Here is a 12925-nt window from a genome sequence, read left to right on the forward strand (position 1 = left end):
TCTATACGCAGGAGGAGATTACGAATGTTACTCGAATGGGAAATTATTATGAAGCTGTTTATCGCGCTGCTGTTCGGTTTGTTTATCGGCATCGACCGCCAGCTGAAGCAGAAGCCGCTGGGCATTAAGACGAGCATGGTCATTTGTATCGCCAGCTGTCTGGTGACCATCGTCTCCATACAATCGTTTCACAAATTCGCCGGACCGGATCATCCGAATATGGATCCTATGCGCCTGGCAGCGCAAATTGTCAGCGGTATTGGTTTTCTTGGCGCCGGGGTTATTTTGCGAAGAAGCAATGAAGGCATTTCCGGACTTACGTCGGCAGCGATGATCTGGGCAGCGTCGGGCATCGGGATTGCAATTGGCGCCGGATTTTATTTAGAAGCGGCGCTGGCGGTTGTCCTGCTCATTTTGGCGGTGAATTTCATTCCTTATATGATCAAATGGCTTGGACCCTATAAACTGAATCAACGCGACGTCTCCGTCAAAATCGTGATGGAGGATCGAGGCAACGTTACGGATCTGATCCGGATCATTGAGCGGAAGGAAGAGAAGGGGCCAGCCGCGAAATGGAACCGTCATCGGATACGCCGTTTGAAAATTAAGGATTTGGAGGAGGGGCGTCAGCGTATTGATATGGTCATCTCAGCCTCGGAGCGGGAATACACGACGGAAATATACCATTTCGTGCGCCAAATCGATCATGTCATCAGTGTTGAAGTAGAAAATTTGTAGTGCTTGTAACTTTCCAATGGATCCGCCCGTTTGTAAGATAATCAGAAAGTTATTCATAATTAGGCGGTTCGGTCATGGTATGATAGAACTAACTTGGTTTATTCGAACAATCACCAAAGGATGGATTATTGGATGAGCAAACAAATTTTAATCGTAGACGATGATGAGAAGATTGCAAAGCTGATCGAGATATATTTGCTGAATGAAGGCTACTCCGTATTTAAGGCCGACAATGGACTGGATGCTCTTGACATTGTGGAGCGTGATCCGATAGATCTGGTTATCCTCGATATTATGATGCCGGGCATGGACGGAATTACCGTGTGCATGAAAATCAGGGAGACGCGAACCACGCCGATATTGATGCTGAGCGCCAAAGACGGGGACATGGACAAAATAACAGGCCTTATGACCGGGGCTGACGATTATATGGTTAAACCGTTCAATCCCCTAGAGCTCATAGCACGGGTCAAATCGCTGCTGCGCCGCTCCTCTTACAGCATGCAGCCTGCGCAGCCATCGCAAGATCATATAATCAATCTGGGCTCCCTGCAAATCGACAAGGAGACGCATACGGCGACGGTTGATGGCCGGGCAGTCAAGCTGACGCCAATTGAATTTAATATCCTGTTTCTGCTGGCCAGTCACCCGGGACGGGTGTTCGGCTCGGAGGAGATATTCGAGCTGATTTGGAAAGACAAGTACTTCGAGAGCAACAACTCGGTAACCGTTCATATCAGCCGGCTGCGGGATAAGCTGGAGAAAGAAATGGACGGCGAAAAGCTGATTCGCACCGTATGGGGGGTTGGCTACAAAATTGAAAGCTAGCCTCAGATTTCTAACGTGGCTGTTATGGACTGTAGTCACTTCCATCGTTGCCCTGCTTATTCTGGTATTGATAGCGAAGCTGTTCTACGCCTTATTCCCATGGGTTACGCTCGGTTATGTGCTTAGCTGGGTGAACCGGAATATCGGATATCCTGATGCCTATTATATTACGGGCGTCCCCATCCTGCTGCTGTTTGCGCTCTATTTCTACCGGCGCAGCATTCGCCGTCATGAGGAGAAGTATTTGGCGCTTCTGATCGAAGAAGTGCACCGGATCGAGGAGGGAACGACGCACAAAATTCCAATTGAGAATGTCGGGAAATTGGGCCAGCTGGCGACGGACATCAACCGCATGGTCGATCGCCTGCGCACCTCTATGGAAGAGGAGAGACGGGCGGAGCAAACGAAAAATGAGCTCATTACGAACGTTTCCCATGATCTGCGCACGCCGCTGACCTCAATTACCGGATATTTGGGATTGATAGAGCAGGACCGGTACAAGGACGAGGTGGAGCTTCGTTATTACGTCGGCATGGCCTATGAAGAATCTCTTCGCCTCAAGCAGCTGCTTCAGGATTTGTTTGAGTTTACAAGATTGCAGAACAAGGAAATGAAGTTATATAAGAGCCGGATCAATCTGGTTGAAATGCTTCATCAAATTACGGCGCACTTCGGCTGGCAGCTGCAGGAGAGCGATATGGAGTGCCGGCTCTGTTTCGCAGAGCAGCAGCTCTATGTCATTGCTGATGGGGACAAGCTGCGCAGAGTATACGAGAATTTGATCGTCAATGCTATCCGTTATGGCAGCGACGGAAAATATATCGATATTCGCGGCCGCGTGGAAGGAGATCAGGTCATAACCGAGGTAATCAACTACGGCGAGCCGATTCCGGAATCGGATCTTCCCCATTTGTTCGACCGGTTCTATCGCGTTGAGAAATCGCGCGCTACGAATACAGGAGGCTCCGGCATCGGTCTGGCAATTGCGAAGCATATTGTCGATCTTCACCAAGGTGAAATCTTTGCGGACAGCGACGAAGACCGGACCGCATTTACCGTCAAGTTATCAAGGAAATCGAAGCCTTAGCAATGTTGTTGAAGGAGCATAATTACGATGAAGGTAATCTTGGTAGATGATGAAAGGCTGGCCTTGGATTATTTGGAGCGTCAGCTGATGAAGCTTGATGAAGTAATGATTCTGGGGAAATATACCAATCCGTTCATGGGCAAAGAGCAAATATTGCAGCAGGATGTAGACGTTATTTTCCTCGATATCAGCCTGCCTGAAATTAACGGGATCGAGCTGGCGGAGCAAATTTTGGAGAAAAAGCCGGACATTCATATCGTATTCGTGACGGCCTATAACGAACATGCAGTAAAAGCATTCGAGCTGAATGCCTTGGATTATATTGTAAAACCCATTATTGCCGAACGTTTAGCCATTACGATGAAACGCGTCAGGTCCCGAAGGGTACTGGCCTCCAAACAGCAGGAGGTGCCGCGGAAAGAAGAGCATATTCGGCTGAATGTTCTAAAGCAGGTTACGATTGAGACCTCTCCTGGGCAATTTTCTCTTATGCAGTGGCGAACCTCCAAGGCGCAGGAGCTGTTTCTGTACCTGCTTCAGCATCGCGGGCAGCTGGTGCGAAAGTCGGCCTTGATCGATTTACTCTGGCCCGAATACGAGATGGATAAAGTGTACTCCCAGTTATACACAGCGGTTTATCATATTCGTAAAACACTGGAGCCGTTCGGGGAACGTTTTCAAATTGTCAATGCAACCGAAGGCTATATACTTAAAATTCAAAATGTCGTTCTTGATGTGGAACAGTGGGAGTCAGAGCTTGCATCGCTCTTTCCCCCGACCTTGGAACGTGTAGATCGCTGCTCTGAAGCTATAAGGCAGTACACAGGACATTATTTGCAGGAACATGATTACTGGTGGGCGGAGAGCGAGCGCCAGCGCCTCAAGGAACTTTGGCTTGAGGCTTCATATGCAGTCGCTGCTCTGTATGAGCGCGCGGGGCATCTTGATCAAGCGATAAACAGCTATAGCGCTATTTGCAGGCAGCATGCTCTAGAGGAAGAAGCTTATTTTGCCCTGATGAAAATCCATCATTCCATGAACCATCCCCATCTGGTCGAGCGGGAGTATGAAATGCTTACCTTGCTCTACCAGGAAGAGCTGAATGAGGAGCCAAGCCCTCACATAATCAAATGGTTTACGCAGAATATGATTGAGCAATAGCCAATTCTACAGTCGCCGGTGTGCGGCTTTTTTTGTATGTGCGGAATCTTTTGTTCAATTGTTTAGAAATTGTATAGGCCAGTTTTCTATGATGGAGACAAGAATACTTGACATACAAAAATTGGGGGAAGAGCTGCACATGAAATTGATTCGTAACTTTAGACATCGTTCAACTATTGTTTCCAAAGGCTTGGATCTCCTTGCTATGAAGGAAGTCGAAATTGCTAGGGATAAGCATGCCAACTACGGAAGAGGCTACTACATTAATTTTGAAGGGCAGATGCTTGGCATCGTCGCCACGCCGAAAGGGCCTTTGTTCTTCTGTAACGAGGACACTTACCTGCTAAAGGATAATTTTAAAATTCAATTGCTGCACCATGGCCAAGAGAATACATTCTTGTTCACCTGGAAAGGGGAAACCAAGCTGCGCATCGCATACTCCCGCAAGTTGTACCGAAAAGGAGACGAGTGGGTAGATGATATGGTGCAGGATTTCTTTACTTGGCTCGCCATGGCTGTCAAACGGAAGAAATTTTACAGTTTCTATACTTTAAAAGAAGATGAGCTTCAGGAAAATGATGTAATCTTGCTGAAAATGGCTCAATAAAGCTTTTGCGACCACGATCATCCTGTTTGTTGAGAATTTGTCTAGTCTGATTTTGTAATATAGGCTTGCCACTGAATAAACCGATGAAGGGGGGGATAATTCAGTAGATTCCTTGACAAGGAAGACAAGTTCTAAATAGGAGACGGGTTAAAGTATGAGAAAAAAAGGTTTTGTACTACTGGTCGCCGCCATGCTGTTTCTACACAGCATCATAGGTCCCGGACTTGCATCGGCGAACACGCCCCTGGGCAGCTCCAGTAACAGTAAGAGCATTCTGACCAAGGTCACGCTGAAGGATGGGGCAGGCAGCGTTATTGACGCCGTCTATAATCCGAATGCCGATCCGGTTGTCATGGGAGCGCCGGTGACCCTGGAATATGAATGGGAGCTTGAGAACGGTCATGATTACGTAGCCGGGAGCACGTTTGAGTTCGATATTCCACAGGAATTCGAGCTGTACAACAGCGTAAATGGCATTCTCGAAATTAGCGGTTTAGAAATCGGCAGGTTCGCTGCCTCCAAAAACGGCCATGTGATTGTTACCTTCGATGAAGATGTTAGCGGGTACTCTGACGTGGGCGGGACGATTATTTTCAACACCAATTTTAGCAAGACTTCAATAACGGGCAGTACCGAAGTGGCTATTCCGTTTCCGATCCGCGGGGGGCAGCAGGTAGCGATTGTTCATTTCAAGCCGGAAAAAGGGTCGCTGCTAGACAAGAGCGGTTCGGCTGCGGGGGACAAACAGATTCACTGGTCGATCGATGTCAACACTTTGCTTGAACGGATCGATCAGGCTGTAATCACGGATGAGACACCCCCGGGCCTATCCCTGGATGTCTCCTCGATCCAAGTTAATAAGTTGATTGTTAACGTGGACGGCAGCTCGCAGCTTGGGGCTCCCGTTCTATCAGGCTACACGCTCGACACACAGTCCTTGGACGGCTTCAGAATCGAATTTGACAGTACGCTCGATTCGGCATATCGGATAACGTATACGACAAATGTCGGCAACGGCGATGAAACGAGCTTCACCAATACGGCGAAGCTGACGGGAAGCAAGTCTGCTGATGCCTCAAAAACTGTGCCGATTCAGCGCCCCGAGGTATTGAGCAAGAGATTTGAGAGCTATGACGAGCAGACTCGAACAATGACCTGGGTGATCGAATATAACTTCAGAGGCAAGCATATTCCGCAGGGGATTTTAGAAGACCGCTTTAATGACACTCAGCATTTGGTCGCGGGAACGCTTGAAGTTGTCGATCGGGAAACGGGCACGCTTCTAAGCGAAGGAACGGGTAATGATTATACGCTCACCCTTGTTCCGGCAGCGAACGGCAAAACCGGCTTCGATCTGACATTTAATGCTCCTATTGATTCCGGTTATATCATTAAATATGATACTAAGGCCAACGGGAGAGTCCTGAAAGATGAATTGGTCGAAAATACGGTAACTACGGATGTCTACGGTTATAAAACAGCCTCTGGGATACATAAGAACCTGGTTATCCAGAAAGCCCATGTTGCGACGGATTACAGTGCTAAAGAGGCATCCTGGAGCATCGAGATCAATAAAGACAACTACACGATGAAGGATGTTGTGATCACCGATAAATTTGTGAATAGCGGCCAGCAATTCAAGCCGGGGTCGCTAATGGTTAAAGATCAACACGGCACGGTCTTGTCCGCTCCAGCGGATTACGAGTTTGCCGCTGCTTCGCCGGATATGAAGCAAGGGTTCACGATTGACTTTAAACAGCCGATCAGCGGCGCGCATACGGTAACGTATGTGACGTATTTCAATCCGGAATGGAAGGATAACGGTGATGTCACAAGGTTCCTTAACCGGGCGACGATTACAGGAGAAGAAGCGGGCGGTACGCTTGTAAACGTTACTGCGGAAGCTACGCTTTGGCCGGACGGTTTGACCCAGACCAACGGTTCCAAATCAGGAGAATACGATCCGAGAACTAAAGAGATTACTTGGACGATTCGCGCAAACTATAATAAGAAGTCCCTGACTGGCGCGGTCATCACAGATGTGCTGAAACAGGGGCAAAAGTATGTAGACGGTTCTTTGGAAGTGTATGAAATGACCTTGACCGGAGGCTGGAATGGAACGTCCAGGGGCAATCCAGTTGACCTGGCGAAGTACACCTTGACGCCACCGACCGAAGCCAACGGTAATGAGCTGCAAATTTCATTCAGCACGATGGACGATAAGACACCTTACTGGATCGAATTCAAAACGAGCCTTCAGGATAGTGTCATTATCGATAAAGGCGCAGTGGAGAATGAAGCAATGTTCCAAGAGGGAAATAGCACCCTGGCAACCTGGAAAGGCAGTGCATCCATACCGCAAGGCGGAGAGTTTGTATCCAAAGGCGGCGAGCAAAACGACGATAGAATTGATTGGACGATCTATATCAATCGCGGACAATCCTATGTCGAGGATGCCAAAATCATTGACGAGCCGACACCGAATCAGGTGCTGGTCGAGGATTCGTTCCGTTTGTATAAAGCAAAGGTTGACGCCAATGGAGTTAGCCCCGATATAACGGGCCTGACGCCGCTTCAGGAAGGTGTTGATTATACGCTGGTCATCGCTCCGGACGATTCAGGGAACTTTGAATTGTTGTTCAACGATCCGATATCCGAAGCGTACATTTTAAAATACCAATCGTTAATTGATGCAGGAAACGGCGATGCTATCGGCAATAAGGTTCATTTTGAGGGAACCGGTATCAAGACAGATAAGATGGTTTCCAACAAAGAGATTATCGTGATGACTTCAGGAGGGTCGGGTACAGGCTCTGGAATTCGAGGCAATCTGGAAATAACAAAGGTCGATCAGGACGATGCGGCCCAAGTGCTGGAAGGCGCTGTTTTCGTATTGCAGGATGCCAAGGGTAAAAGACCGGCGATCACGAAAACGACGGATGTTGATGGCAAAGCGTTATTTACCGATTTGCTGTATGGTGACTATGTACTGGAAGAGCTGCAGGCTCCTGCAGGCTACGAGCTGCTTGACGCTCCGATCAGTGTCACAATAGACTCCAGCATTAAGGCCAACGGCAATGTTAAGAGAGTGGCTGTTGCCAATGAAAAAGAGGCGGAACCTCCGGTAACACCACCTGTAACACCTCCGGTAGAGCCTCCGGTAGAACCACCAGTAGAGCCTCCGGTAGAACCACCAGTAGAACCTCCGGTAGAGCCGCCAGTAACACCACCGGTAGAGCCGCCGGTAACACCACCGGTAGAGCCGCCGGTAACACCACCGGTGAAACCACCGGTAAAACCGCCAGTGACTCTGCCGGTAACACCGCCAGTAGCGCCGCCGGTTACCACGCCAGAAGAGCCGGAAAACCCGGTAGAACCTCAGGAGCCCGTGGAGAACGGCGAGGATGGCGAATCCGCCGAAAATGCCTCGACTGGCGAGGGCAATCCGCCTCAATCCGGGGCAGGCGGTCAAAACCAGGAAGAACAGACGAATGCCAATGATGGTAAAAATGTGTCAGGAGCTGGCCAAGGAGCCCAGGATCATCCGAGTAAATCGGACAAGGGCGTGACCCAGCTGCCGAAAACGGGAGAAAGCTCTGATCTGCCTTACTATGCAGCAGGATTGGCGATCATAGCCGCCGGAATCTATTTGCGGCGAAAAACTACCAAACAAGCTTAGATGAAGGATCCTTTCTCGGCAATTGCCGGGAAAGGATTTTTTTTATTCATAAAAGTTGAGAAATTGTATAGAAACAGATTATATACTGGGCAAATCAAACAAGAAACAAGAATGGATAGACAGGAGTACAGGATATGCGTAAGTTAGCGTACGTTTTGATTGTTGCTGGAGTATGCATCGTTTTATATCCCAAATTGAGCGTATTGTACAGCGAGTATAAACAGGAAATGCTTCTGCAAGATATTGAAAACGCTGAGCAAAGCCGCAGGCAAGCAGACAACGTTGATCTAAACGACCTGCAATCAAGTTATGCGCAGGTATCCCAGTGGCTTGAAGAAATGAATACGGAGTCTGAGCCGGCGATTGCCCATACGAAGCTTAATAATTTTGAGGAGGAAGAGGGATTGGGGACGATCCTCATCGATGTTATTGATTTGAAGCTGCCGATATTGGAAGGCGCTACTAAGCAGAATTTGCAGCATGCGGCCGCGCATATGACGGAGACCGCTCCCCTTGGACAGGTAGGTAATGCAGCCATAGCTGCGCATCGTTCCCGGACAGCCGGAAGGTTGTTCAATCGGCTGGATGAGGTTAAAGTAGGAGATGAAATAACCGTTCGTTCCAAGGGAGAGCAGTTCGTATACACAGTGTACGAAATTTCAGTTGTCGAACCAACCGATGTTTCCGTGCTGGAGAATCGCGGCAGCGAGAGGACGCTCACCTTGATTACTTGCGATCCGCTGGTTAACCCTACCCATCGATTGATTGTCCATGCCAAGCAGGACGTTAGGGAAGGCGAACAAGCAGCGGGAAATGAGTAGACTACCCTTCTTAATTTTGTTGTGAGGCATGGTCTACAATCTTACCGTAAAGGAATTGTTGAGCCTTGTCCATTTCAAAAAAACAGATGACAACGAAAAAAGTATTCATTTATCTCGGTATATTTTTACTTGTGCTGGTCAGCCTGAGGATGCTCTGGTACTCTTTTCGCATCATGCCCGAGCATCCTCAGGCAGAACGCGGAGAACTGGACCTTAGACATTGGCAGTTCAGCGATCGGCAGGTTATTACACTGAATGGAGAGTGGGAATTTTACCCCGGGCAATTTATAAGTCCAGCAGCAAGCGGAGAGCAGCGGGATGAACTCGATAGACTCTACATGCAGGTGCCGGGAAAATGGAGCTCTTCCATAAATCAAAAATTCGGCTATGGAACGTACCGCCTTCGGGTTTTGATTCAGGATACGGACGGCGTATATTCGATTCAGCTTCCGAATGTCCAGTCAGCATCACGATTGTACATAAACGGTCAAATGTATGGTGAAATGGGACACCCTGCAGAGACAAAGGAACACAACAAAGCAAGAAACGTTCCATATTCCGTTAATTTTCACACTGCTAAAACTGAAGTTGAGGTTCTTCTCCATGTCTCGAATTTCCATATCTACGGCATGGGCGGTATAGTACAGTCCGTAAAATTTGGAACTGCTACGGCCATGATGAATGAGAGGCTGCTGTCCGAAATGCTGCAGATCGTCGTATGCGTCGTATTGCTGCTGCATGGCATATATGCCGGAATTTTGTTTGGGCTTGGTCACCGCGGCAAAGAATTGCTTTACTTTGCGCTTATGATTTTTTTTGCCGTCCTCTCCGTGTTGACGGACGACGACAAGCTGCTTCTGGTATGGATGCCTATCCCAATGGCATGGGTCTTTAAGCTGAAGATTATCATCTACATTTGCTTGGCTATTTTTCTAATGATGTGCACGAAATCTCTTCTAGGCCGACAGGAGAATCGAAGAACCGTTCGCGCGCTTCTCGTGTTTAGCGCTGCAGGCATGCTGCTTATGATCGGTTTGCCGGACCGCTATTTGAGAGTGGGTAATCATCTACTGCTTATCATTATGCTTGCTGTCATTATTCTTGTTCCATACTTCGCATTCCGCTCTATTCGGGAAGGGGAGAAGTCGGCCGTATTCATTCTTATGGCAGCTGCTGCCGTTTCCATAAATATATTTATTGGCGGAATCATCAAGAGTAGATTTTGGGCGGATATGCCTTACTACCCGCTGGATTTGATCATTGCATTTGTCAGTTTTGCGGCCTTCTGGTTCATCCGGTTTGCACAGACGACATTTCATGCGAAAAGGCTTGCTGAACGGCTGCAAGAGGAAGACAAGCGAAAAGACGAATTCCTCGCCAATACTTCACACGAGCTGCGTAATCCGCTGCACGGCATGATCAACATGGCGCAGGCAGTGCTTGATAACGGACAGAATCGTCTGATAGACAGGCATCGCAGCGACCTGAAGCTCTTGATCCAGATCGGTCAGCGCCTGTCGCTTCAGCTCAATGATTTGCTGGACGTTTCATTGCTCCGAGAGGGGCAAATCCGCCTGGATAAGCAGAGCGTGAGTGTGCAGGCGACGGCTTCCGGCGTAGTCGAGATGCTTCGTTATTTAAGCGATGCGAAAAAGCTGGAAATCGTGCTGGATGTGCCTGATGCGTTTCCGCGCGTGCTTGCCGACGAGAACAGGCTGGTGCAAATCCTGTTCAATTTGCTGCATAACGCAATTAAATATACGAACGAAGGCTTCATCGTACTGTCGGCGGAAGTGCATGAGAACCAGGCTCGTATTTACGTTAGAGATACTGGCATCGGCATGGACGAAGAGAATAAGCGCAGAGTATTTCTACCGTATCATCAGGGGACTTCTAATGCACCGGCCATACAAGGCGGACTGGGACTAGGGCTCAGCATTTGCAAGCAATTTGTCGAGCTGCATGGAAGCAGCTTGGAGCTGCAATCCGAGCCCGGTCAAGGCTCCGTATTCAGTTTTTCGCTGCCTCTGGCCGTGGCCGATCAAAATAAAGCGGCACCAGAACCAGGGGGATCCGGGAAGAACGATGCAGCCTATATATTTTTAACTTCTACTGACAGGTTAGCCGAGTTGGCCGTTGCGGAGGAATCCGCTCCAGAGCAGGAGACGGCCCAGTGGGACAGCCAGCCCAAAATAATCGCTGTGGATGACGATCCGGTAAATCTAAAAATACTGCAGCATATCCTTTCTCGAGAGCATTATCATATTTCGGCCGTAACCTCCGCCGAGGAAGCGTTGCAGCTCCTTGACTCGGGGGAATGGGACCTCGTCATTTCCGATGTCATGATGCCAAATATATCGGGGTACGAACTGACGCGGGAAATTCGCCGCAAATATACAATTTCCGAGCTGCCGATTCTGCTCCTGACGGCAAGAAGCAGGTCCCAGGATATTGAAGCTGGCTTCAAGGCCGGAGCGAATGATTACTTAAGCAAGCCAATGGATGCGTTAGAGCTAAAAACAAGGGTGCAGGCTTTGATTTCCTTAAAGCGGTCAATTATGGAGCGTCTGCACATGGAGGCTGCTTGGCTTCAGGCACAGATTCAGCCGCACTTTCTGTATAACACGCTAAACTCTGTGGCCTCGCTCAGTGTCATGGATACGTCAAGAATGGTAGTTCTTCTCGAGCGGTTTGGCAGTTATTTGCGGACCAGTTTTGATGTGCGCAATTTGCAGCGGCTTGTGCCGATTGAACATGAGCTTGAGATGCTGCATTCTTATTTGTACATTGAGAAGGAGCGCTTCGGTGAGCGTCTGCAGGTGGTCTGGGACTTGCAGGATTACAGCAGCGTTCAGATACCTCCCCTATCCATGCAGCCCATCGTGGAAAATTCGGTCAGACACGGCCTGCTGACACGGGTAAGCGGAGGTACGGTAACGATCCGCATCCATAATCACCCAGACTATACAGAGATCATCGTTGAGGATGACGGCGTAGGCATTGAGGAAGATAAGCTGCGATGCCTGCTTGAGACCGACTCCCATTCGCGCCGTGGGATCGGGCTTATCAATACAGACCGGCGCTTGAAGCAGCTCTATGGACAGGGTTTACATATAAGCAGCGTTCCTGGCGAAGGAACAAGGGTGGCTTTTCAGATACCTAAGCCCAAATCATTGCCTGACTGACCTTGATCCTTCGCTGTTTATAGTTCTTTTTATGAAATGGGATGTGATAAGAGTATGGCAGAACATGCAGGAACGATGTATATCATAATTATCGGTGTTTTAAGTGCAGTGCTTGTCGGTATGACCATTGTTCTCCGGTCGTTGCTCCGTGAGAGAGCAGACCTGATGAAGCTGGCTTATACCGATGCCGTCACTGGGCTTATGAATCGAAATGGTTTCGATCATTTCTGGACGCGTCATAAAGGGAAGGATCATCTGGCTGTATTGTCTCTAGATCTGGATCATTTCAAAGAGATTAATGACACGTACGGTCATATGGCGGGAGATCAGCTCCTGCATGATGTCAGTATCGGCCTGCGCCAAATCACGAATAAAAATCAGCTGGCTTTTCGCATCGGGGGCGATGAGTTCGTCTTTATCATGAAAAATTGCGATCCGAACAAGGTGGAGATATTGGCGGCGCTAATCTTGGATAAAATCAGCCGGCCGTTTGAAATTCAGGGGCGTAACATCAAGGTCACAGGGAGCATCGGGATCAGTATTAGTGAAGGGCGTAAGGTCGACCGGCTGCGAATGATGGCTGAAGCTGATCTAGCGATGTATCATGCCAAGAAGCTTGGCAGAAACCGGTATTCGCTTTACAGGGAGGAAAGGCATAAGTATTTAAAGGAATTGGAATACACGCTTAGGAAGAAACATAAGAGAAAAATGCTATATTAAATCCGTCTGTCAAAGACGCGTCATCCCTACAGGGGAGGCGCGTTTTTGCTATTTCATGCTGTTCGAGCTTACTGGACGGAAAATTTAAGAAATTTGCAG

9 protein-coding genes are annotated in these 12925 nt (G+C 48.6%); all 9 read left to right on the forward strand.

Annotated features, from left to right (window positions below):
- Positions 1 to 24: 24 nt before the first annotated feature.
- The 9 genes from GNP95_RS11875 (at position 25) to GNP95_RS11915 (ending at position 12826) form a co-directional block, all read left to right on the forward strand.
- Complete coding sequence (locus GNP95_RS11875) at positions 25 to 738, forward strand: MgtC/SapB family protein (protein WP_155611077.1); 714 nt, start codon at positions 25 to 27, stop codon at positions 736 to 738.
- Positions 739 to 870: 132 nt separating this feature from the next.
- Positions 871 to 1566 carry a response regulator transcription factor gene (locus GNP95_RS11880; protein WP_155611078.1) on the forward strand — a complete coding sequence of 232 codons (696 nt, stop codon included), beginning with the start codon at positions 871 to 873 and terminating at the stop codon, positions 1564 to 1566.
- Positions 1556 to 2653 carry a sensor histidine kinase gene (locus GNP95_RS11885; protein WP_155611306.1) on the forward strand — a complete coding sequence of 366 codons (1098 nt, stop codon included), beginning with the start codon at positions 1556 to 1558 and terminating at the stop codon, positions 2651 to 2653. Before GNP95_RS11880 ends, GNP95_RS11885 begins: the two co-directional genes overlap by 11 nt.
- A 27-nt stretch (positions 2654 to 2680) precedes the next feature.
- The gene (locus GNP95_RS11890) at positions 2681 to 3814 is read left to right on the forward strand and encodes a response regulator (protein ID WP_155611079.1); all 1134 of its coding nucleotides are present in this window, start codon (positions 2681 to 2683) and stop codon (positions 3812 to 3814) included.
- Between the two features lie 139 nt (positions 3815 to 3953).
- Positions 3954 to 4421 carry a hypothetical protein gene (locus tag GNP95_RS11895; protein WP_155611080.1) on the forward strand — a complete coding sequence of 156 codons (468 nt, stop codon included), beginning with the start codon at positions 3954 to 3956 and terminating at the stop codon, positions 4419 to 4421.
- Positions 4422 to 4575: 154 nt separating this feature from the next.
- Positions 4576 to 8100, forward strand: a complete 3525-nt coding sequence (locus tag GNP95_RS11900; protein ID WP_155611081.1) for a collagen binding domain-containing protein — start codon at positions 4576 to 4578, stop codon at positions 8098 to 8100.
- Positions 8101 to 8234: 134 nt separating this feature from the next.
- Entirely contained in the window at positions 8235 to 8921 is a 687-nt protein-coding gene (locus tag GNP95_RS11905) for a class D sortase (protein ID WP_155611082.1), read from the forward strand.
- 86 nt (positions 8922 to 9007) lie between these two features.
- A complete protein-coding gene (locus GNP95_RS11910; protein WP_230873780.1) occupies positions 9008 to 12106 on the forward strand; it encodes a hybrid sensor histidine kinase/response regulator in 3099 nt (1032 codons plus the stop codon).
- A gap of 54 nt (positions 12107 to 12160) precedes the next feature.
- Positions 12161 to 12826 carry a GGDEF domain-containing protein gene (locus GNP95_RS11915; protein ID WP_155611083.1) on the forward strand — a complete coding sequence of 222 codons (666 nt, stop codon included), beginning with the start codon at positions 12161 to 12163 and terminating at the stop codon, positions 12824 to 12826.
- Positions 12827 to 12925: the final 99 nt, after the last annotated feature.

This window comes from Paenibacillus woosongensis (assembly GCF_009725165.1).
In the GTDB taxonomy this organism is placed as follows: domain Bacteria; phylum Bacillota; class Bacilli; order Paenibacillales; family Paenibacillaceae; genus Fontibacillus; species Fontibacillus woosongensis.

Bases quoted from the DNA above. Each gene is read 5' to 3' on its own strand.
- GNP95_RS11875 (WP_155611077.1), top strand. From the start codon at position 25: ATGTTACTCGAATGGGAAATTATTATGAAGCTGTTTATCGCGCTGCTG.
- GNP95_RS11905 (WP_155611082.1), top strand. From the start codon at position 8,235: ATGCGTAAGTTAGCGTACGTTTTGATTGTTGCTGGAGTATGCATCGTT.
- GNP95_RS11910 (WP_230873780.1), top strand. From the start codon at position 9,008: ATGACAACGAAAAAAGTATTCATTTATCTCGGTATATTTTTACTTGTG.
- GNP95_RS11880 (WP_155611078.1), top strand. From the start codon at position 871: ATGAGCAAACAAATTTTAATCGTAGACGATGATGAGAAGATTGCAAAG.
- GNP95_RS11915 (WP_155611083.1), top strand. From the start codon at position 12,161: ATGGCAGAACATGCAGGAACGATGTATATCATAATTATCGGTGTTTTA.
- GNP95_RS11900 (WP_155611081.1), top strand. From the start codon at position 4,576: ATGAGAAAAAAAGGTTTTGTACTACTGGTCGCCGCCATGCTGTTTCTA.
- GNP95_RS11890 (WP_155611079.1), top strand. From the start codon at position 2,681: ATGAAGGTAATCTTGGTAGATGATGAAAGGCTGGCCTTGGATTATTTG.
- GNP95_RS11895 (WP_155611080.1), top strand. From the start codon at position 3,954: ATGAAATTGATTCGTAACTTTAGACATCGTTCAACTATTGTTTCCAAA.